Source organism: Neorhizobium galegae bv. orientalis str. HAMBI 540 (assembly GCF_000731315.1).
In the GTDB taxonomy this organism is placed as follows: Bacteria; Pseudomonadota; Alphaproteobacteria; order Rhizobiales; family Rhizobiaceae; genus Neorhizobium; species Neorhizobium galegae.
The window spans coordinates 4485585-4505902 of the sequence record NZ_HG938353.1; the positions used below are offsets into that span (position 1 = coordinate 4485585).

The 20318-nt window shown below is 60.5% G+C and carries 21 protein-coding genes and 1 tRNA gene; 12 read left to right on the forward strand and 10 right to left on the reverse strand.

Annotated features, from left to right (window positions below):
• Positions 1–56: 56 nt before the first annotated feature.
• The 3 genes from RG540_RS21590 to RG540_RS21605 form a co-directional block, all read right to left on the reverse strand.
• Complete coding sequence (locus tag RG540_RS21590) at positions 57–1964, reverse strand: methyl-accepting chemotaxis protein (protein WP_038592317.1); 1908 nt, start codon at positions 1962–1964, stop codon at positions 57–59.
• Between the two features lie 10 nt (positions 1965–1974).
• Positions 1975–2964: a cytochrome-c peroxidase gene (locus RG540_RS21595; protein WP_038592320.1), complete on the reverse strand. Its 990-nt coding sequence runs from the start codon at positions 2962–2964 to the stop codon at positions 1975–1977.
• Positions 2965–3492: 528 nt separating this feature from the next.
• Positions 3493–3582 (reverse strand) — tRNA-Ser (locus RG540_RS21605).
• Between the two features lie 195 nt (positions 3583–3777).
• Between RG540_RS21605 and RG540_RS21610 the strand changes: the two genes are divergently transcribed.
• The 9 genes from RG540_RS21610 to deoA all read left to right on the forward strand — a co-directional run bounded on the left by RG540_RS21610 (position 3778) and on the right by deoA (position 12719).
• Positions 3778–4131, forward strand: coding sequence for a hypothetical protein (locus RG540_RS21610; protein ID WP_244446595.1), 354 nt, complete (start codon positions 3778–3780; stop codon positions 4129–4131).
• Positions 4132–4477: 346 nt separating this feature from the next.
• Complete coding sequence (locus RG540_RS21615; RefSeq protein ID WP_038592324.1) at positions 4478–5470, forward strand: BMP family lipoprotein; 993 nt, start codon at positions 4478–4480, stop codon at positions 5468–5470.
• Positions 5471–5545: 75 nt separating this feature from the next.
• A complete protein-coding gene (locus RG540_RS21620) occupies positions 5546–7069 on the forward strand; it encodes an ABC transporter ATP-binding protein (protein ID WP_038592326.1) in 1524 nt (507 codons plus the stop codon).
• Between the two features lie 76 nt (positions 7070–7145).
• Positions 7146–8249, forward strand: coding sequence for an ABC transporter permease (locus RG540_RS21625; RefSeq protein WP_038592328.1), 1104 nt, complete (start codon positions 7146–7148; stop codon positions 8247–8249).
• Positions 8250–8253: 4 nt separating this feature from the next.
• Positions 8254–9225, forward strand: coding sequence for an ABC transporter permease (locus tag RG540_RS21630; RefSeq protein WP_038592331.1), 972 nt, complete (start codon positions 8254–8256; stop codon positions 9223–9225).
• Between the two features lie 3 nt (positions 9226–9228).
• Positions 9229–9621, forward strand: a complete 393-nt coding sequence (locus RG540_RS21635) for a cytidine deaminase (protein WP_038592334.1) — start codon at positions 9229–9231, stop codon at positions 9619–9621.
• 10 nt (positions 9622–9631) lie between these two features.
• On the forward strand, positions 9632–10420 hold the full coding sequence (locus RG540_RS21640) for a purine-nucleoside phosphorylase (RefSeq protein WP_038592337.1): 789 nt from the start codon (positions 9632–9634) through the stop codon (positions 10418–10420).
• Between the two features lie 213 nt (positions 10421–10633).
• Positions 10634–11404: a deoxyribose-phosphate aldolase gene (deoC, locus tag RG540_RS21645; RefSeq protein ID WP_038592339.1), complete on the forward strand. Its 771-nt coding sequence runs from the start codon at positions 10634–10636 to the stop codon at positions 11402–11404.
• Between the two features lie 4 nt (positions 11405–11408).
• Complete coding sequence (gene deoA / locus RG540_RS21650) at positions 11409–12719, forward strand: thymidine phosphorylase (RefSeq protein WP_038592341.1); 1311 nt, start codon at positions 11409–11411, stop codon at positions 12717–12719.
• Here deoA and RG540_RS21655 read toward each other — a convergent pair whose 3' ends face one another.
• The 7 genes from RG540_RS21655 to RG540_RS21685 all read right to left on the reverse strand — a co-directional run bounded on the left by RG540_RS21655 (position 12720) and on the right by RG540_RS21685 (position 18118).
• Positions 12720–13235: a TIGR02281 family clan AA aspartic protease gene (locus RG540_RS21655; RefSeq protein WP_080725050.1), complete on the reverse strand. Its 516-nt coding sequence runs from the start codon at positions 13233–13235 to the stop codon at positions 12720–12722.
• Positions 13236–13359: 124 nt separating this feature from the next.
• On the reverse strand, positions 13360–13989 hold the full coding sequence (gene upp / locus RG540_RS21660; protein WP_038592343.1) for a uracil phosphoribosyltransferase: 630 nt from the start codon (positions 13987–13989) through the stop codon (positions 13360–13362).
• Positions 13990–14050: 61 nt separating this feature from the next.
• Positions 14051–15067 (reverse strand): adenosine deaminase, encoded by a 1017-nt coding sequence (locus RG540_RS21665; protein WP_038592345.1) that lies wholly within the window; start codon positions 15065–15067, stop codon positions 14051–14053.
• Entirely contained in the window at positions 15064–16284 is a 1221-nt protein-coding gene (locus tag RG540_RS21670; RefSeq protein WP_038592347.1) for a phosphopentomutase, read from the reverse strand. The genes RG540_RS21665 and RG540_RS21670 overlap by 4 nt, the downstream gene beginning before the upstream one ends.
• Positions 16285–16396: 112 nt before the next feature.
• Entirely contained in the window at positions 16397–16990 is a 594-nt protein-coding gene (locus tag RG540_RS21675) for a TadE/TadG family type IV pilus assembly protein (RefSeq protein ID WP_046600376.1), read from the reverse strand.
• Positions 16990–17625, reverse strand: coding sequence for a TadE/TadG family type IV pilus assembly protein (locus tag RG540_RS21680; RefSeq protein ID WP_038592349.1), 636 nt, complete (start codon positions 17623–17625; stop codon positions 16990–16992). Before RG540_RS21680 ends, RG540_RS21675 begins: the two co-directional genes overlap by 1 nt.
• Before the next feature lie 100 nt (positions 17626–17725).
• On the reverse strand, positions 17726–18118 hold the full coding sequence (locus RG540_RS21685) for a pilus assembly protein N-terminal domain-containing protein (protein ID WP_038549945.1): 393 nt from the start codon (positions 18116–18118) through the stop codon (positions 17726–17728).
• Positions 18119–18537: 419 nt separating this feature from the next.
• Between RG540_RS21685 and RG540_RS21690 the strand changes: the two genes are divergently transcribed.
• From RG540_RS21690 to cpaB, 3 genes are all read left to right on the forward strand, one after another.
• The gene (locus RG540_RS21690; protein ID WP_038548170.1) at positions 18538–18726 is read left to right on the forward strand and encodes a Flp family type IVb pilin; all 189 of its coding nucleotides are present in this window, start codon (positions 18538–18540) and stop codon (positions 18724–18726) included.
• 139 nt (positions 18727–18865) lie between these two features.
• Complete coding sequence (locus RG540_RS21695) at positions 18866–19378, forward strand: A24 family peptidase (protein WP_038549947.1); 513 nt, start codon at positions 18866–18868, stop codon at positions 19376–19378.
• 114 nt (positions 19379–19492) lie between these two features.
• A complete protein-coding gene (cpaB, locus tag RG540_RS21700; RefSeq protein WP_038594435.1) occupies positions 19493–20305 on the forward strand; it encodes a Flp pilus assembly protein CpaB in 813 nt (270 codons plus the stop codon).
• The last annotated feature ends 13 nt before the right edge of the window (positions 20306–20318 follow it).

Genomic DNA, 20318 nt, shown 5'->3' on the forward strand with positions numbered 1-20318 from the left:
AACGCTGACAGCTGCGTTCATGTCCCCTAATGCCCGTGCCCCCCGCAACAAACGCTTCAGGCAGCCTGATTGGATCTGGCGCGGGATTGCCCTCGCTTGTCGATGCGGAACAGATTGACGATCTCGGCCAGTGCCTCCATTTCCCGGCTTGTCCGCTCGGTGGAGGCCGAAAGATCGCCGACGAGCCGGTTGCTATGGGCATTGAGCTCATCGAGATCTTTCATGGCGCTCGACAACTGCCGAAGGTTGGCACTTTGATTGTTGCTCTCGCTGGTGATCTGGCTGGAAAGCGAAGAGACGAATGCGATGGATGAGACGATCTGGGAAAATTGCTCGCTTGCCTTGCGGACCAGTTCGGCACCTGCCTTCACCTCCGCCTGGCTTTTCTGAATGAGTGCCTTCACCTCGTTGGAAGCATTGGCCGTCGACTGGGCGAGAGAGCGCACCTCGGTTGCGACGACCGCAAACCCTCTGCCACTTTCGCCTGCACGTGCGGCTTCCACCCCTGCATTGAGCGCCAGCAGGTTCGTTTGGAAAGCGACATCCTCGATGACGCCGATGATCTCGGAAATCTTGCCGGAGGAGACGGTGATCTGCGCCATGGCGTTTTCCGCGCCGCTCATGACCTGGCTGCCGTTTTCAGCCATGTGGCTGGTATCCGAAATCACGCTGGTGGCCTCGCCCGCCCGCTTGGAGTTCTGGCCGACGGTTTCGGCAACGGCGTTTGTCGTGACGGCCGTGTTCTGAAGCATCGACGACTGACGCGTGGACCGCCCGTTCAGCTCGGTCGTCCCGCGCAGAATTTCGTCGCTGGATGCCGAGACGGACGCGCAAGCAGCAGCCAGTCGCGACACGACCTCCGAGAGGCGGCTCGTCACGGCGTTCGCATTGTTCTGCAGTTCGGCAAATGCGCCTTTGTGGACACCTTCGAACCGGATCGTCAGATCGGCGTTCGCAAGTGCATCCAGAACGCGGCTGGTTTCGTTGAGCCCGCCTTCGAAGCTCGATATGACAGTATTGAGGCTCTGGGCAAGCTCGTGATGTTCGGGACGCTCGAACGGTCCGCTGACGCGACCGGAGAAATCGCCCTCGGCCGCCTTGTTGACCACGCCGCGCACCTGGCTCTGCAGCAGCCGGGCTTCCGCCGAGACATGGGCGAGGCTGGCGGTCTGGGTTCGCGCTTCCTGCTCCAATGTATCGCGCATGCGCGCATTTTCACGGAACACGGCCAGGGCATCGATCATGGCGCGAATTTCCTTGGCGCCCCGGCGCTTCGGTACGACCACCTCGATGTCGCCGCCCGCAAGCAGCTTCATCGACGCGGTGATCCGCACGATCGGGCCGGCAATTCGCTGGGCGACAAACAGCAGAATGATGACGCCCACGAGCGCGAGTGCAGCGGCGGTTGTCAATTCATTGCGAATTTCGGTCTCAAGCGCCTTCCCCGCGGACGCAACCGAGTCGGATGCCGTCTTGTCCACGAGCGTGTTGATGTCGAGGATCTTTGCCAGGATGGCCGTGCGCGAGCGCATAAGTTGCTCGGCTGTCGGAATTGCAGTTGCCGGATCGAGTCCGAGCAGAATACGTACATTGCCGCGCCACACAGCGTGCAGATCACCGAGGTTCTTGACGTTCCCGGAGACTGCGGGCGACAGAGAGTTGCGGCTAAACTCGGTAAGCGTCGTCTCCAGAGCGCCATTTGTCGCGTCAAACCGTTTCTTGACCTCTTCGACCGAAACGAATGTCGTCATCGCCAGGAGGTTTGTGACCACGCCCGACACGTTCTCGAATTGTGTTGCGGTCCTTGCAGCCAGCGTCTTGGCGGCAATCGCGTCCTGAACGACGCGCTCGATATGCGCCTGGCCATCGATCGCCTGGGAACCAACGAGAGCGGCAGCGCCGAGGCCCGCGAGGATGGAGACGACGAGGGGTAGAAGGATTTGGAATCGGACTGACAGTGCCATGGCGTGCTACTCAGTTGGGTAATGTCGGCAGGAGCAAATCCTGCTGTTCAGGGGTCAAGGTCTTCAGGAAAGCGATCAACTCTTCCCGCTCGCGATCAGTGATGAAAAATGGGGAAATGCTATCCGAGCGCGACGCGCTTTTGACCCCGCCGCTCTCATAGTGAGCAATCACGTCCTCCATGGTCGCCAGGCTGCCGTCGTGCATATAGGGACCGCGATAGAGAGTGTTGCGCAGGCTCGGCGTCTTGAAGGCATATAAGGCTTTGGGATTATTCGGTTCGAATTTGGCGCGCCCTATGTCGTCTGTAGGCAGGCCCGTATCGTGAAACTTGTTGTCGGTGAAATTCCAGCCGGTGTGACAAACGGCGCAGTTTGCTTTGCCAGTAAACAGTTCGAAGCCCCGCTTGGCGCTGTCTGAGACCGCGGTTTCGTCACCGTCCACCCAGCGGTCAAACGGCGACCAGGCGGAAACAACGGTACGTTCATACGTTGCGATCGCCGTCAGCAGCGTCTCGTTCGTGGCGCCTTTGTCCGGAAATATCTGTTTGAACCAACTGTTGTAGTCGGGAATGGCTCTCAGATCGGCGACGATCTGGTCGAGCTTGCCATTCATTTCCGCCGCTGCGGTGATCGGTCCTGCGGCTTGAGCTTCCAGCGTTGGCGCGCGGCCGTCCCAGAACAAAGGGGTGGTCCACGCCACGTTGAGAATAGTTGGCGACTGGCGGGCCAGATGCGTATTGGCCGCACCCACCGGCGTCTTGACCGGCACTTCGAACCCGAAGGAGGGATTGTGACAGCTGGCGCAGTTCATGTTCTTCGCGCCCGACAGGCGCGGATCGAAAAACAACATCTTCCCCAGTGTCGCCAACTGCAACGAATATGGCGTCACCTTGTCGAAGGGAATTGCGAGAGGTCGCTTGAAATCGGCGAGATTGCCAGCAGCCGCGCCTTGAAATGACACGACTGAGAAGAGGGTTATGCAGAGAAGCGAACGGCGCATGATTGGATTATCCAGAAGCTGATTTAGCGCTCGAAGACCGGATGAGTTCGGAGTCGAAATCATCTGGTTGTCGTCTGGAACAAACGTAACCAAAAAGAGTAAAATCTTTGTATAACGAATTTCTAACTCAACTTATTATTGAAAAATTGACAAATGAGAAGAGTAGGGGCAATCGGGCAGCCGCCTTGGCGGATCCTGTCATCCATTTGAAGGAGCTTGATATTTGTCAATTTCATAGCGCCGCCGTACTCTTCTTCAGTGACTTGCGGCTTTATCCTCCGGGCGGAAAACGCGGCTGCGGACATACAACCGATGCCGGCTGGAACAAAAACGCTTCTCGGTCATGCCGCAGGAGCGCGGAGCCGCCGCCAACCGCGTCGTTGATCAGACCCATACCGGAAATCGGCAGGCGTTGCGGCGAATGACGGCGATGACCGCAAAACACGATACTTCGCCGCAGCGTGCCAATCGAGGCGTCACCTCGCGGCCGACAAAACATGAAACAGAAGCAGCTATTTAAAAAGCCAATGGCGGACAAGGTGGGATTCGAACCCACGGTACGCTTTCACGCACACACGCGTTCCAGGCGTGCGCCTTAAACCACTCGGCCACCTGTCCTTGGTTGCTTTGCGTCGTCTGAGAAGCAAAACGTTGGAACGGCCGCGATATATACCGATCAATTCCCCGGGATCAACCCGAATCTGAACGTTTTTTGACAGTAGGCGGGAAAACTCCGTCGACCGCGTTGCCAAGCCTTAGGCCCCGGACTATTTCTTCTGCCGTAAACGCCGTCGCGCGGCAGGCGGCGCGGCCGTGATCAACGATGCGGGCTTGTTCGCAATGGCAGTCATACGGTTCGTTTTCCATCTGCTCAGCGGGCTTGCGTTGGTTGCCGCGATCGTGGCCGGCACGCTGGATGCGATCCAGTCCGTGTCCGCCTCGTCGGTGGTGCTGACCAGCCTTGGCAATGCCTGGCTCAATCTCGATCCGGAAAGTTTGACGCTCGCCGAGATCACCGCGACCACCTATCTCGGCCAGGATATCTGGCGGCCTTTCGTGGCCCCGGTGCTGGCGCAGCCGGCATTCGCGGTGTTCCTGGGGATTGCGTTGATCTTCTGGATGGCCGGATACAGCCGGCCACAGTTTGCCGGGCGGTTTTCCACCTGAAGCCCAAGCTGATCCTGCCGGCTCACGAGAACTGCTGGGGATAGTGTCGTAAGCGGAGTTGGATGCCGTCATGGGTTGCATGATGCAGATGCCTCCGGTCTCGCTCGACGAATGGACAGAACTAAGTCTCGAAGCCGTACGTTTGAGCAGTTTTTTGATAAGATTGTCGAAGTTTTCAGCAGCTTCTTTGTTTTTTACCAGTTGAAAAAAATCTCGTGAATTTTTCCGAAACCCGTGCAAGAGTGACCGAAGCCAGACCCTTGAAGAAAAAGGGCAGGTGGCCGCAGACATCACCGGGGAACGGGGATTGCGGGAGGACCTAACAGCTAAAAAACAGGGCTGCACGATGAAGAAAACCCTTTTAAGCCTCATTGCCATGGCGGCCATGTCGGCAACCGCGCTCGCCGCGGATATCAAGCCGGCGCTGGTCTACGGCACGGGCGGCAAGTTCGACAAATCCTTCAACGAAGCCGCTTCCGTCGGCGCCGAAAGGTTCAAGAAGGAAACGGGGATCGACTTCCGGGATTTCGAACCGACCAGCGACACCCAGGGCGAGCAGGCCATCCGCAACTTCGCCAGCCGCGGCTTCAACCCGGTGGTCGCCGTATCGTTCGCCTGGACCTCGGCCATGGAGAAGGTTGCGGCCGAGTTCCCGGACACCAAGTTCGCGATCGTCGACTCTGTCGTCAACCTGAAGAACGTCCGCTCTATCCTCTATAAGGAGGAAGAAGGTTCCTACCTCGTCGGCCTTCTCGCCGGCATGGCGTCCAAGACCGGCAAGGTCGGCTTCGTCGGCGGCATGGATATCCCGCTGATCCGCAAGTTCGGCTGTGGTTATGTCCAGGGCGTCAAGGCGGCCAAGCCCGATGCGCAGGTCTTCCAGAACATGACCGGCACGACCGGTGCTGCCTGGAACGATCCGGTTCGTGGCGGTGAGCTCACCAAGAACCAGATCGACCAGGGCGCCGACGTCGTTTACGCGGCTGCCGGTGCGACCGGTCTCGGCGTGCTGCAGACTGCTGCCGACAACAAGAAGCTGTCGATCGGCGTCGATTCCAACCAGAACCACCTGCATCCGGGTTCGGTTCTGACTTCGATGGTCAAGCGCGTCGATCTCGCCGTCTACAATGCCTTCAAGGACACCAAGGAAGACAAGTTCACGGCCGGCATCCAGGCTCTCGGCGTCAAGGAAGATGGCGTTGCCTACGCGCTTGACGACAACAACAAGGCGCTGATTACGCCCGAAATGAAGGCCGCCGTCGAAAAGGCCAAGGCCGACATCATCGCCGGCACCATCAAGGTGCACGACTACATGTCGGATAAGGCCTGCAACAAGTAAGGCCGGTTTTGAGGGGCGCAGGGCGATGATAATCGCCATGCGCCCTTTTTGCATATCAGGCGGAAGGGCGGACCATTGAGCTTCGATTCTCCGAAGGAGCCCGCGATCGAGCTTGTCGGCATCGACAAGAAGTTCGGTACGGTACACGCGAACAAGAACATCAATCTGACAGTCGCCAAAGGCTCGATCCACGGTATCATCGGGGAAAACGGCGCCGGTAAGTCGACCCTGATGTCCATCCTCTACGGCTTCTATCAGGCCGACCACGGCGAGATCCGCATTTCGGGAAAGCCGATGACGATCCGGGATAGCCAGGCGGCGATCGCTGCGGGCATCGGCATGGTGCATCAGCACTTCATGCTGGTCGAGAATTTCACCGTGCTTGAAAACGTCATGCTTGGTGCCGAAGGCGGCCAGCTCCTTGCCAAGGGCGTAGCGAGCGCCCGCAAGGAACTGAAGCGGCTGGAGGACGATTACGGCCTCGAGGTCGATCCGGATGCGGTCATCGAGGAACTGCCGGTCGGCAGCCAGCAGCGTGTCGAAATTTTGAAGGCGCTCTATCGCGGCGCCGACATCCTTATCCTCGATGAGCCGACCGGGGTGTTGACCCCGCCGGAGGCCGATCATCTGTTCAAGGTCCTGCGCGTGCTGCGCGATCAGGGCAAGACGATCATCCTCATCACTCACAAGCTGCGCGAGATCATGGCGATCACCGATACGGTGTCTGTCATGCGCCGCGGGGAAATGGTCGCGACCCGCAAGACCGCGGAAACGACCGTCGAAGAACTTGCCGAACTGATGGTCGGCCGCCGCGTCCTGCTGCGTGTCGAAAAGGGAGCGGCCCATCCGGGAGGGGTCCTGATGTCGGTCAGGAACCTGACGGTCAAGGATAGCCGCGGCGTCACCATGGTCGACGACGTGTCCTTCGACGTGCGCGCCGGCGAAATCGTCGGCATAGCGGGCGTCGCCGGCAACGGCCAGTCGGAACTGCTCGAAGCCATCGCCGGCATCCGCAAGCCGTCGTCCGGCGAGATCTTCATCGATGGTAAGCCCGTCGCCGGTGTCGACCCGGCAGGCCTGCGCGATCTCGGCCTCGCGCATATCCCGGAAGACCGCCACCATATGGGTCTGGTCCTGAAGTTCGAGGAATACGAAAACTCGATCCTCGGTTATCACCGCGATCTCAGATACGGCCGCGGCCCATTCCTGGATCTCGATGCGATGCGCAAGGATGCCGAGGAGAAGATCGGCAAATACGACATCCGCCCGCCGAACCCGCGGCTGCGGACCGCCAATTTTTCCGGCGGCAATCAGCAGAAGATCGTCGTGGCGCGCGAGATCGAGCGCGATCCGAAAATGCTGCTCATCGGTCAGCCGACCCGCGGCGTCGATATCGGCGCCATCGAATTCATCCACAAGCGGATTATCGAGATGCGCGACGCTGGCAAGGCGGTACTGCTGGTCTCGGTGGAGCTGGACGAGATCCGTTCGCTCTCCGACCGTATCCTGGTGATGTTCGCGGGCAAGATCGTCGGCGAGAAGTCCGGCGAGGCGGGCGAACAGACGCTGGGCCTGATGATGGCCGGGATCGCCGCATGACGCTTTCAGCAATGACCCATCCGGAGCATGGAATGATCGGACTTTCGGCGGCAGCACCGTGGACGAGGGCAGGGGCATGACCACCGCATCCGTTCCGCTTCCCGCCTGGATCAATTACGGCCTCATCCCGCTGCTCAACCTCATCCTGGCTTTCTTTTTTTCCGGTCTGGTCGTCTGGGGGATCGGCGAAAGCCCGTTCGAGGCGCTGCAATTGCTGTTGATCGGCGCGCTCGGCCGCGGCGAAGGCATCGGTTTCACCCTGTTTTATACGACGAGCTTCATCTTTACCGGCCTGTCGGTGGCAGTCGCGATCCATGCCGGCCTGTTCAATATCGGCTCGGAGGGTCAGGCCTATCTCGGCGGCCTGGGTGCGGCGCTCGTGGCGCTGGCCATGGACCACTACGTGCCCTGGTATGTAACGATGCCGTTTGCAGTGATCGGCGCCGCCCTGTTCGGTGCAGCCTGCGCCGCTATCCCTGCCTGGCTGCAGGCCAAGCGTGGTAGCCACATCGTCATCACCACCATTATGTTCAACTTCATCGTCTCGTCGCTGATGAACTACATGCTGGTGCGCGTGCTGATCGTTCCCGGCAAGATGGCGCCCGAAACTCGCACCTTCTTGCCCGGCGGCCAACTCCCCAAGCTCGACTGGCTGATCGCCATGTTCGGCGGCAAGCTCGGCGCGGCACCGCTCAACTTCTCCTTCTTGATCGCGTTGATCATGTGCTTCCTGGTCTGGGTACTGATCTGGCGCACCAAGCTCGGTTACGAGATGCGCACGCTCGGCATCAGCCCGACGGCCGCGAGTTATGCGGGCATCCGCTATTCGAAGATAGTCATGATCACCATGCTGATCTCCGGCGGCCTTGCCGGCATGATGGCGCTCAATCCGGTCATGGGCGCTTCCGCCCGCCTGCAGATCGAATTCGTCGGCGGCGCCGGCTTTGTCGGCATCGCTGTGTCGCTGATGGGCCGCAACCATCCGGCCGGCATCATCCTGGCGGCGCTGCTGTTCGGCATCCTCTATCAGGGCGGCGCTGAACTCTCCTTCGATATGCCGAGCATCACCCGTGACATGATCGTCGTCATCCAGGGCATGGTCATCCTGTTTGCCGGAGCCCTGGAATATATGCTCCGCCCGGCTATCGTCCGGTTCTACCAGCAGCTCACCGGGAAATAGGCTCATGGATTATTTCGATATTTTCATCAGCATTCTCGGTTCGGCGATCCGCCTTTCGATCCCGCTTCTGTTCACGGCGCTTGCCGGACTGTTTTCGGAGCGCGCCGGCATTTTCGATATCGGTCTCGAAGGCAAGATGCTGGCCTCGGCGTTTGCTGCCGCCTGCGTCGCCTACTGGACCGGCAATGCCTGGCTTGGCCTGCTCGGCGGGATCGGCATATCGATCGTGTTTTCCTTCGTGCACGGCTTTGCCTCGATCACCAATCGCGGCAACCAGATCGTTTCCGGGGTGGCGCTGAATTTCGTGGCCGCCGGTCTGACAATCGTGCTCGGCCAGGCCTGGTTCAGGCAGGGCGGGCGCACGGGGCAGGTACCGCCCGAAGGCCGGTTCTCCTCCATCATTCTGCCCGGCGCCGACATGATGCGCGACGTCCCGATCATCGGCCCGCTTTATGCCAACGTCATCTCCGGCAACAATATCCTCACCTATATCGCCTTCCTGATGGTGCCGATCTCCTGGTGGGTCCTTTATCGCACCCGCTTCGGCCTGCGCCTGCGTGCCGTCGGCGAAAATCCGGGCGCGGTCGATACCGCCGGCATTTCGGTTGCCTGGATGCGCTATCGGTCTCTGATCGTCGCCGGGTTCCTTTGCGGTTTCGCAGGCACCTATCTGTCGATTGCCCAGTCGGCCGCATTCATCAACAACATGTCGGCCGGCAAGGGTTATATCGCGCTTGCAGCACTGATCTTCGCCAAATGGAAACCGGTGCCGGTCATGCTCGCCTGCCTGCTCTTCGGTTTCCTCGATGCCTTCGCCAATTTCATGCAGGGCAAGTCATTGCCGCTGATCGGCGAAGTGCCGGTACAGATCTTCCAGGCGCTGCCCTATATCCTCACCTGCGTATTGCTGGCCGGGTTCATCGGCACCGCCCGTCCGCCCAAGGCCGGCGGCGTGCCTTATACCAAGGAGCGTTGATAGATGTCTCATGACCTTTTCGAAGCCGCCCGCGACGCGATGGCCAAGGCTCACGCCCCTTATTCGAAATTTCCGGTGGGCGTGGCGCTCCGTGCCGATGACGGCAATGTCTATCTCGGTGCCAACATCGAGAACATCTCCTTTCCCCAAGGGTGGTGCGCCGAGCCGACGGCGATCGGCGCGATGATCATGGGTGGGGGGAAGAAGATCGTCGAACTGGCAGTGCTTGCCGAAAAGCTGGCGCTCTGCTCGCCCTGCGGCGGCTGCCGACAGAAGATCGCGGAATTTGCCTCCTCCGATACGCGCATTTATCTCTGCGACGATCTCGGCGTTCAGAAGACCGTTACCATGGCGGAACTCCTGCCTTTTGCTTTCGAAACCGACGTGATCGGCTGAGGCGGTGGAGATGAGGAAAGTCATCGATCTGCTCGTCGACCGCCTGGACGGCCTGGTGCCGCGACACGCGATCGTACTCGGCTCCGGCCTCGGTTCGCTGGTGAACCAGGTGACGGAGGCTGTCCGTGTCCCTTATGGCGCGCTGGAGGGTTTCCCGGTGAGCGGCGTGACCGGCCATGCGGGCGAGATCGTCGCGGGTTATCTCGGAGCCGAGCCGGTCATCATGCTTTCCGGGCGAGCGCATTATTACGAGCATGGCGACGCCAAGGTGATGCGCTTTCCGATCGAGGTGATGAAAGGCCTTGGCGTCCAGTCCCTGATCCTCACGAATTCGGCGGGTTCCTTGAGGGAAGATATGCCGCCTGGCTCGGTGATGCAGATTTCCGACCACATCAACTATTCCGGCATGAACCCGCTGATCGGCGAAGAAGGCGATGGGCGATTTGTCGGTATGACCACCGCCTATGATCCAGAACTCACGCTCGACATGCGCAATGCGGCGATCCGTTGCGGTATTCCGCTGTTTTCCGGTGTCTACATGTGGTTCTCCGGACCGAGCTTCGAGACGCCGGCGGAAATCCGCCTGGCGCGTACGCTTGGCGCCGATGCGGTCGGCATGTCGACGGTGCCGGAAGTCATCCTCGCGCGCTACTTCGGGCTCAAGGTCGCGGCGGCCTCGGTCATCACAAATTTCGGCGCTGGTATGACCGGTGCGGAGCTCAGCCACGCGGAAACCAAGGACATGGCACCCGTCGGCGGGCAGCGTCTTGCGGCCATTCTGAAAGAAATGTTGGCCTGATTACACGATGTATTTCAAACGGATAACTCCCGTGTGGGTGTGTGTCCCTCCGGTGTGGCTTGCATCTAATCGTTTGAACGATAAATATGGGCGAGCCGCATGACCCAGAAATCGAGCAGATTTTGACCGGACCTGCGTCGCCTTTGAATTTACTGCGTCACTATCGGACCGATACGCGCGCGGCGCAGTAAGCAAGCCGGGGAGGCACTCGACATGGAACTCCTGAGCCCGCGTGAGGCAGCAGCCTTTGCGCTCTCGCTTCTCGACCTGACGAACCTGCGCGACGATTGCGATTACGCTGCGATCGAGAAACTGTGCCAGCGCGCCCAGACGCCTTATGGCAACACGGCTGCGATCTGCATCTGGCCACGTTTCGTCGCTCATGCGCGCCAGATCTTGGGGGCCGAACATCCGGTCCGCATCGCCACTGTCGTGAATTTCCCTTCCGGCGACCTGGATGTCGCGACCGTCGTCGGGGAGACGCGCAAAGCGATCGAAGACGGTGCCGACGAGATCGACATGGTCATTCCCTATCGCAAGCTACTCGCCGGCGATGAGGCGGCGGTGACCGAAATAGTCGAGGCCGTACGCGCCGCCTGCCCGAACGCCTGCCTGAAGGTGATCCTCGAGACGGGCGAACTGAAGGATAGCGTTCTGATCCGCCGCGCCTCCGAACTGGCGATCGCTGCCGGCGCCGATTTCATCAAGACGTCGACCGGCAAGGTCGCCGTCAACGCGACGCTCGAAGCAGCGGACATCATGCTGCAGGCGATCAGGGATTCGAAGAAGCGCGTCGGCTTCAAGCCTGCCGGCGGGATCTCGACGGTTGCGGACGCCGATCTCTACTTCCGGCTTGCCGAAACGATCATGGCCCCCAACTGGATCATGCCCTCCACCTTCCGTTTCGGCGCATCGAGCCTGCTCGATGATATTCTCGGCGTGCTGAGCGGCAGCACCACCGTCCGCGCGTCGAGCGGCTACTGACACGATGATCCCGCAGGAAATCATCCGCCGCAAACGCGACGGAAAGGTTCTCACCGGCGATGAGATAGCAGCCTTCATTGCTGCCCTGACAAAAGAGGAGATCTCCGAAGGCCAGGCGGCTGCCTTTGCCATGGCTGTCTTCTTTCGGGGCATGTCCCGCGATGAGACGGTGGCGCTGACGCTCGCCATGCGTGATTCCGGGACTGTCCTGAACTGGGACGCTCTTGACCGGCCGGTGGCGGACAAGCACTCGACCGGCGGCGTCGGCGACAATGTCTCGCTGATGCTCGCGCCGATCGTGGCGGCCTGCGGCCTTGCGGTCCCGATGATTTCCGGCCGTGGCCTTGGTCACACCGGCGGCACGCTCGACAAGCTGCAGTCGATTCCAGGCTACAACGTGATGCCGGACGAGGTTTTGTTCCGCAAGGTCGTCCGCGAGGTCGGTTGTGCCATTATCGGGCAGACGAGCGACCTCGCGCCCGCCGACCGCCGGCTCTACGGTATCCGCGACGTGACGGCCACTGTCGAATCCGTGCCGCTGATTACAGCCTCCATCCTTTCCAAGAAACTCGCGGCCGGTCTCGGCAGCCTCGTGCTCGACGTCAAGGTCGGCAACGGCGCCTTCATGGAAAGCCCGGAGGAAGCAGAAGCGTTGGCCCGCTCGCTGGTCGAAGTGGCGAATGGGGCGGGCGTCAAGACGGCAGCACTTCTGACCGATATGAACCAGCCGCTGGCAGACGCGGCGGGCAATGCGCTCGAAATCGTCAACTGTCTCGATTTCTTGGCTGGCCTGAAGGCCGGTACGCGGCTCGAAGCCGTCGCTTTGGCTGAGGCCGCGGAAATGCTGGTCCAGGCAGGCGTGGCCAGCAATCTGGCTGAGGCCGAGGAGAATGCCCGGCTGGCTCTGAGCTCCGGCGAAGCGATGGAGCGGTTCGCCCGCATGGTCCATGCACTTGGCGGTCCGGCGGATTTCTGCGAGCGTCCCGATTCTTATCTTGAACGCGCGCCGGTGCGGTTGCGCGTACCGGCGCCGCGCGATGGGTATCTCGCCGCCTGCGAGACCCGGGCCATCGGCCTGGCCGTCGTCGAACTCGGTGGAGGCCGCAAGCGGGCCGCGGATCCGATCGACCATCGCGTCGGCATCAGCGAATTGCTGCCGCTCGGTCGCCAAGTCTCGGAAGGCGAGCCGATCGCCATGGTGCATGCCAGGACAAAAGAGGATGCCGAGCGGATCGCCGAGGATATTGCCCGCTTCTATACGATCTCAGACGCTCCGGTCGCCGCCGCGCCGGTCATCTTGAAACGTATCGGCTGATCACTGGATCAGCTTCAGGTTGCCGCCTTCCACCTGGAAGGATTTCAGTTTTTTCAGAAAGCTCATGCCGATCAGCGTGCCGGCAAGCGCCTTGTCGCGCAGCACGAAGGTGTCGACGTCCTTGACGCGCACGCCGCCGATTTCGATGCGGTCGAGGACCACATGCGCCGCCTCGGTTCCGCCATTGGCGGTGTTGACCGTGTAGCGGAAATCCAGGCCGTTTGCGCTATAGCCCAGCTTGCGCGCCGTGCTTTCGTTGATCGCCACCAGCGACGCACCGGTGTCAACGAGGCCGTCGACGGATTTGCCGTTCATCCGGAACGTGCCGTTGAAATGTCCGCGGCCATCGGCTTCCAGGGTCACGCTGCCGGATGTCACCGAAACAGGCGTGGCCTTTGCCGGCGCTCCGACCGCAGCCATTGCTTCCGGCGAATGATCGGCACGCTGGATCAGCGCTGGGATCTGTGTCGCCAGCAGCGCCGTAACGGCTGCAAAAATGACGGTACGCAGAAGCATGAACAACCCTCTCGGCATGAACCGGATATCCGCTTCCTGCATAACCGACAATTCATAAGAAAACGGCCCGCGAAATCTCCGCAGGCCGTTCATTTAAAAGCTTGGTAAGCGAATTCTAAATTACTTACTTGGTGCCGTACATCCGGTCGCCGGCGTCACCGAGGCCGGGCACGATATAGCCCTTCTCATTGAGATGGCTGTCGATCGAGGCCGTGTAGATCTTGACGTCCGGGTGCGCCGCGCGGAAGTTGGCGATGCCCTCGGGGGCTGCAAGCAGGCAAAGGAAGCGGATATTGTGCGCGCCGCGTTCCTTGAGCTTGTCCACGGCGGCGATCGAGGAATTGCCGGTCGCCAGCATCGGATCGACGACGATGATCAGCCGCTCGGCAATGTCTTCCGGTGCCTTGAAGTAATATTCGACGGGCTGCAGCGTCTCGTGGTCGCGGTAGACGCCGATATGCGCGACGCGGGCCGAAGGCACCAGTTCAAGCATGCCTTCGAGAAGCCCGTTGCCGGCGCGCAGGATCGAGGCAAAAACCAGCTTCTTGCCTTCGACGATCGGCGCCTGCATTTCGACGAGCGGGGTCTCGATCGTTTCCATGGTCAGTTCGAGGTCGCGGGTTACCTCGTAGCAGAGTAGCATCGAGATTTCCCGGAGCAGCCGTCGGAAGCCCGCCGTCGAGGTTTCCTTCTTGCGCATGATCGTCAGCTTGTGCTGCACCAGCGGATGATCGATGACAGTGACGCCGTCCATGAGCTTCCCCTTGTTGTTTGCCTGTCTCTTCTTTCAGGAAAAAGGCCGGTTCCGCAACCCATCAGGCGCGTATGGCCGCCTCATCCCCAGCCTCTGACCCGCTCTGGGCGTCGAACCGGGCGATGAGCTTTGCCCTTGTCGCTTCGTCAACGAAGGCAGCCTCGATCGCCGTGCGCGTCATCTCATCGATCTCGCCATCCGAGATCCCCATCACCCCCGACGCGATCTCGTATTCGCGGGCGAGCGAGGTGTGGAAGAACGGCGGGTCGTCGGAATTGATGCAGACCCGCACCCCGGCGGCCTTGAGGCGCTTCAGCGGGTGGCTGTCGAAGTCCGGAAACACCTTCAGTGCGATGTTCGAGCCCGGGCAGACTTCCAGCACGGTGCCGAGCTCGGCAAGCCGTTCCACCAGCGCCGGATCTTCGATCGCCCGAACGCCATGGCCAATCCGCGAGGGCTTTACCAGATCGAGCGCATCGGCGACGCTGAAGGCACCGCAGACCTCGCCGGCATGGATGGTCAGGCCAAGGCCGGCATCGCGGGCGATATCGAAGGCGCGGGCATAGTCGGCGACGCGGCCCATGCGTTCCTCGCCGGCCATGTTGAAGCCGGTCACCAGCGGGTTTTTCGCACGCGCTGCATATTCTGCGGCCGAGATCACCCGGTCCGGGCCGAAATGCCGCTCGCCCGTGACGATGATCCGCGCCTCGATGCCGGTCTTTTCGCGAGCTGCATGGATGCCGTCGCAGATGCCGGCGAGATAGGCGTCCGCTCCGAGCCCGATCCGGTCTCCGTGATCGGGCGAGACGATGATCTCGCTATAGATCGTGTTGGCGGCGGCAAGTTCCAGAAGATAGGTCTCCGTCAGCAGCGCATAGTCGTCGGCCGTTTTGAAGAGCGCGGCGACAGCATCGTAGCAGACGAGGAATTCGGAGAAATCCGACCAGACATAAGCGCCGTCGCGCAGCACCTTGCTGGCATCGACGCCATATTTCCTGGCCTGGGTTGCTGCCAGTGCCGGCGGCGTGGCGCCCTCGATATGGCAGTGGATCTCGGCCTTGAGGAGGTGTCTGGTCAAAGAAAGCTCCATCCGTTGGGCCCAAGCGGGATCGAGAGATGCGCGGCGATTGTTTCGGCAATGTCCGAGTAGGTTGACCTGATCCCGATCGAGCGGGAGCGGATGCCTGGTCCGAACGCCATGACCGGCACCCGCTCACGGGTATGGTCGGTACCGCGCCAGGTCGGGTCGCAGCCATGATCGGCGGTGAGAATGACGAGATCGCCGGGCTTCAGCCGCCGGTGGACGTCCGGCAGGGCGCGGTCGAAGGCTTCGAGCGCCGCGGCATAACCCGGCACATCACGACGATGGCCGTAGAGCATGTCGAAATCGACGAAATTGGTGAAGACCAGATCGCCGACGGTCGCCTCGTCCATCGCGGCAAGCGTCGCCTCCATCAGCGCCGCATTGCCGTCCGCCTTGATGACGCGCGAAACGCCCTGGTGTGCGAAGATGTCGCCGATCTTGCCGATGGCATGTACCGACCGGCCGCCCCGGATCAGTCGGTCGAGCAATGTCGGCTCCGGCGGCGGCACGGAGAAGTCGCGGCGGTTGCCGGTGCGCTGGAACGTGGTCGCCGTTTCGCCGACAAAAGGCCGGGCGATCACCCGGCCGATATTCATCGGATCGAGCAGCACCCGCACGGTTTCGCAGAGCTTGAGCAGCCGGTCGAGGCCGAAATGGGTTTCGTGGGCGGCAATCTGGAAGACGGAGTCGGTTGATGTGTAGCAGATAGGCTTTCCGGTGCGGATATGCTCTTCCCCAAGCCGGGCGATGATTTCGGTGCCGGATGCGTGGCAATTGCCGAGAACGCCCGAAATATCGCCTTCACGGCAGACGGCGTCCACCAGTTCGGGAGAGAAGGCCTCGCCTTCGGTCGGGAAATAACCCCAATCGAACATCACGGGTGTGCCGGCGATTTCCCAATGGCCGGACGGCGTATCCTTGCCGCGGGAAATTTCGTTGGCTGCGCCGTGCAGGCCAAAGATCCGCTCTGGCATCGGCATGCCGACGGGATAGTCGCCGCTGGCGAGCTTTGCGACTTCCAGAAGACCGAGCGACGACATGTTCGGCAGATGCAGCGGGCCTTCCCTCAGACCCGCGCGGTCGCCGACGCCGGCGGCGCAGAACTGCGCGATATGCCCGAGCGTATTGGAGCCGAGATCGCCATACTCGTCCGCATCGGGGGCGCCGCCCACGCCGAAGGAATCAAGAACGAACAGGAACGCACGCGCCATCGGTCACCCGGAAGTTTGAATATCGCCCGGCCGGCGGTGTGGCCGCCGGCTCGAATCGGGATTCATATAGCCGTGCGGATGTATTAGCAAAGGGCATGACGTCCGATGCGCGTCAGCAATTGGTGCAGGCGACGTTGTTCCCAAGGCGCTGGCGGTAGAAATACTCCCGCGCGATGGTGATGTTCTGAACCTCGCTTGGCAAAAGGCCGGGCATGAACATCAACAGTTCATGGTGGACCGAGACCTCCGCGCGGACGAGGAAGGAATTGGCTATGTGCATATCGGGCGGCACCGGGACCGCAGAGCCGGCTACATAGGGCCTGCCGTTATCCTGGTTCCACGACCAGGCAACGGTCGGGTTGCCATTGGCGTCGAGCGTCACTCCCGTGATCTTGATGCTGAGCGTGTTGGGCGTATAGGGGGCGAAGAGACTGGCGGTGACGTCTTTCATCGTCGTGAGCATCGTCTTGTCGACACTCGTTTCCCGGGTCACGAGATCGGCGATCGTGCTGGCGCTGCGCGTCACCCGCTTGGAAACGCTGAGGCCGATGGTGATCTCGAAGGACGTGATGTAGAGGCTGAGAAGCAGCGGCGCGATCAGCGCGAACTCGACTGCGCCAACGCCGCGCCTGTCGGTCATGAACTGCCTGAGGCGGGTCAACAGGCCCGGATGTCGCAACTGTGGCTGCGGCTTTTGCTCTTCCATCACGGATAGTCCTCGGCTCGGAAGGCGGATGTCTCGACGATCAGGAAATAGCTCGGCCGTCCGCCGTTCGCAGGCCGGACATTGGTGATGTAAGGCCGGATCAGATCGGTGACGACATCCCAGCGGTAATAAGCACGCAGCATGTTGATGCTTTTGGCGGGCCCCGGCGCATAGGCGAAGGAAGATGTATCGAGCTCGCCGAAATCGCCGCCGGAACGCGGGATTGTCTTCGGTATCAATGCGAAGCTCGCGAACGAGCGGACGTCGAGCAGAAGTTTGTCCGGCGTCGTAATTTCTGCGTCGCTGCAGGTGATCAGGATCGATATTTCGGCGCAGAAAGCGCGGCGGAATTCCGTTTGATTCTTGTCTGTGCCACGATTGAGCCCATAGGTAATATTGCCGGTCCTGAGCTTACGCGCCATCGTGTCGACGGCATTGGCGACAAGCTGTTCGCCCGTATAGGCGATGAAGGTTTCGACGATCGCAAAGACGATCAGGAAATACGGAATGGCGAGCAGTGCGAATTCGATCGCCGCTGCTCCGTCTTTCGAGCGGATGATCCGCCGCCATGCACCGCGCCTACCCTTTACAGGTACGGGCGCACCGCTTTTGGTATCGTCATGATCCTGGCACATGGTTCCCGCCCGACAGCCCGGTTTGAGCACGCCGATCCTAGGGTTCGATTATTGAGATTCCGTTGCAGCAATCGTCTGCAGTTTAACCACCTGTCCCCGATCAGGGCGAAGCGGTGTTCTTGAACTCGGCGTGCTGCTCGCAATTGGGTGTGCAGGAGAGGATGGAACGTTCCGTTTGCCGGAAGACGCGCACCGTGTTGCCTTCGTCGATGGAAACGAGGATGCGTTCATCGGCAATCGCATTGCCCTGCGCGTCAAGCAGCACCAGGTTGGTCGTGCCGAAACTGCGGCCGGTGAGAACGATCGTGGTGGAATCCGCAACGGTGGCATCGGCGACGTTGGAATTGCCGACGATGACCTTGCTGACCGGGCGGTCGAGTTTCAGCACGCGCGCGTGATTCATGAATACGCGCAGAAGATCCCCCTGATCCTGCGCGGCAACATGTCCTGCGCCAGCGAAGACGCCACCGCAAATGGCGAGGAGTCGGACCATGACGCTACGGAACAGCATTGAGGGCAGCCTTTAGGGTGCGGTTGTTATCGGCCAAGGATGGATGTGATTGGTGAATGAAAGGTTAAGCGGCACAGGCGGCCGGGTTTGATCTCATCTTAACCATTGCGGAATGGCGGAGATCACCGCCCATGGAACGAGTATCAGCCTTCCAGCATATAAATTAAAGCTCTGTAAAAAAATGTACATTAGTCAATTATGAGCGGGAGTGAACGTATGGTCGAATGCGATCTTTTTTCTTTCCCCTTCGTTTACCACGCAACCGGCAATCCTCCATTAACGGGTTGGTAATGATGTTCCTTAAGTCGATGGCAATCGTCCGTCTGTAGATTGCAGTCATCCGAACAACGGAAACAGTTGTCGGGACGTGCTGAACAACAAATGTGGAGTAGGAGAGTTCCATGACCAAGATTTTCGCCCGTTTTATGAAAGATGAGTCTGGTGCGACCGCCATCGAGTATGGTCTTATCGCAGCACTCATCTCCGTTGCTCTGATCGCTGGTGCGACCACCCTCGGCACCTCGCTGAACACCCAGTTCACCAACATCTCGAAGAAGCTTAACTGCGGCACCGGCACCACCGCTTGCTGATTGCAGACGTGACAAATTCCAGAAGCCGGCTCGATCACAATCGGGGCGGCTTCGCTTATTTCGTAGTTCAGCAGGGATTGCGGATCGCGCATTCTGGCCGTGCAAATCCTGACTGATGGCGGCGGATTCAGCAATGATCGTGATCACTCTGGCCATTCTTACAATCCTGCCGCTTTGCCTGGCGCTTGCGGCCATCTTCGATCTCGTCAGCATGACGATCCCGAACCGGGTATCAGCGGTTATTCTGGTGTCTTTTCTGGTCCTAGCCCCGCTCGCGGGGCTGTCCTGGCCGGAAATCGGCATGAATCTGGTCGCCGGCCTTGCCGTGTTCGGCGCGTGTTTCGCGCTGTTTGCCTTCAATGTCATGGGTGGCGGCGATGCGAAGCTCCTGACCGCGACCGCCGTCTGGTTCGGCTTCAATCATTCGCTTCTGGTTTTCCTCGTCACCGTCGGTTATGTCGGCGGCGCGGTGACGCTTGCTTTCCTGCTCCTGCGCTCGCAGGCGGAGTCGGTCATGGCCATGGGCATCCCGCTCCCCTCATCCCTCGTCAACGCCAAGAAGATTCCTTACGGTATCGCCATCGCGATCGCCGGCTTCCTGACCCTCGAGCTTGCGCCGATCCATCTCCTGGCCGTGAAGGCGTTTCAATAAAGGTTTCCGCGATGGAAAGATCGCGTTAACCAGAATTGTAAGCGTCTCATTAACTATAATTACACCATTGGAGACCATTCTCCGGGGGAATTAGTGTTCCCTCAAGGAATGGCCATGAAGCCCACCCGTATCATTATTCTCGCGGTTGCCGTGGTGGCGGCGGGTCTCGCCGGCATGCTCGCCATGCGCCTTTCCGGCACCAAGGCACCCGAACTGGTGGAAACGGTCATCCAGAAGGAGCCGACGGTCAAGGTGCTCGTCTCGGCTGAGAACCTGCCCATCGGCAGCCGGCTGAACGATAAGTCGATGCAGTGGGCGTCCTGGCCCTCAAGCGGCGTCGTCGACGGCTTCATCACCGATTCTACACGGCCGAACGCGATGGCCGAGCTTCAGGGCGTCGTGGTTCGCATGCCGATGTTCAAGGGCGAGCCGATGCGCGCCGAGAAGATTGCCGATTCATCCAGCCGAATCATGTCCTCGTTGCTTCCGTCAGGAAAACGGGCAGTCGCTACCGAGATCTCTGTTGCGACAGGCGCCGGCGGCTTCGTGCTGCCGAATGACCGCGTCGACATCATCATGGTGCGCGAGAACAAGGACAGCGGCAACTACATTACCGAAACCATCCTCAGCAACGTCCGCGTCCTCGCGATCGACCAGCAGGTCCAGGAAAGCGAAGACGGCAAGAAATCGGTGGTCGGCACGACGGCGACGCTGGAACTGACGCCGGATCAGGCAAAGGTCATCGCCGTCGCCCAGCAGATGGCCCAGCGGTTGACGCTCGCGTTGCGCTCTGTCGCGGATTCGCAGGAGGCCGACACGGTCGCCCCTGACTATTTGCTGCACGGGGGCGATGGCAAGGCGGATATCCAGGTCATCAAATCGGGCGCGATCGTCAAGAGCACGGCGACGGCGGTGCAGGCGAAATGAACGGAGCGCTCAA

Bases quoted from the DNA above. Each gene is read 5' to 3' on its own strand.
- RG540_RS21590 (WP_038592317.1), bottom strand. From the start codon at position 1,964: ATGGCACTGTCAGTCCGATTCCAAATCCTTCTACCCCTCGTCGTCTCC.
- RG540_RS21595 (WP_038592320.1), bottom strand. From the start codon at position 2,964: ATGCGCCGTTCGCTTCTCTGCATAACCCTCTTCTCAGTCGTGTCATTT.
- RG540_RS21615 (WP_038592324.1), top strand. From the start codon at position 4,478: ATGAAGAAAACCCTTTTAAGCCTCATTGCCATGGCGGCCATGTCGGCA.
- RG540_RS21625 (WP_038592328.1), top strand. From the start codon at position 7,146: ATGACCACCGCATCCGTTCCGCTTCCCGCCTGGATCAATTACGGCCTC.
- RG540_RS21630 (WP_038592331.1), top strand. From the start codon at position 8,254: ATGGATTATTTCGATATTTTCATCAGCATTCTCGGTTCGGCGATCCGC.
- RG540_RS21635 (WP_038592334.1), top strand. From the start codon at position 9,229: ATGTCTCATGACCTTTTCGAAGCCGCCCGCGACGCGATGGCCAAGGCT.
- RG540_RS21640 (WP_038592337.1), top strand. From the start codon at position 9,632: ATGAGGAAAGTCATCGATCTGCTCGTCGACCGCCTGGACGGCCTGGTG.
- deoC (WP_038592339.1), top strand. From the start codon at position 10,634: ATGGAACTCCTGAGCCCGCGTGAGGCAGCAGCCTTTGCGCTCTCGCTT.
- deoA (WP_038592341.1), top strand. From the start codon at position 11,409: ATGATCCCGCAGGAAATCATCCGCCGCAAACGCGACGGAAAGGTTCTC.
- RG540_RS21655 (WP_080725050.1), bottom strand. From the start codon at position 13,235: ATGCTTCTGCGTACCGTCATTTTTGCAGCCGTTACGGCGCTGCTGGCG.
- upp (WP_038592343.1), bottom strand. From the start codon at position 13,989: ATGGACGGCGTCACTGTCATCGATCATCCGCTGGTGCAGCACAAGCTG.
- RG540_RS21670 (WP_038592347.1), bottom strand. From the start codon at position 16,284: ATGGCGCGTGCGTTCCTGTTCGTTCTTGATTCCTTCGGCGTGGGCGGC.
- RG540_RS21675 (WP_046600376.1), bottom strand. From the start codon at position 16,990: ATGGAAGAGCAAAAGCCGCAGCCACAGTTGCGACATCCGGGCCTGTTG.
- RG540_RS21680 (WP_038592349.1), bottom strand. From the start codon at position 17,625: ATGTGCCAGGATCATGACGATACCAAAAGCGGTGCGCCCGTACCTGTA.
- RG540_RS21685 (WP_038549945.1), bottom strand. From the start codon at position 18,118: ATGGTCCGACTCCTCGCCATTTGCGGTGGCGTCTTCGCTGGCGCAGGA.
- RG540_RS21690 (WP_038548170.1), top strand. From the start codon at position 18,538: ATGACCAAGATTTTCGCCCGTTTTATGAAAGATGAGTCTGGTGCGACC.
- cpaB (WP_038594435.1), top strand. From the start codon at position 19,493: ATGAAGCCCACCCGTATCATTATTCTCGCGGTTGCCGTGGTGGCGGCG.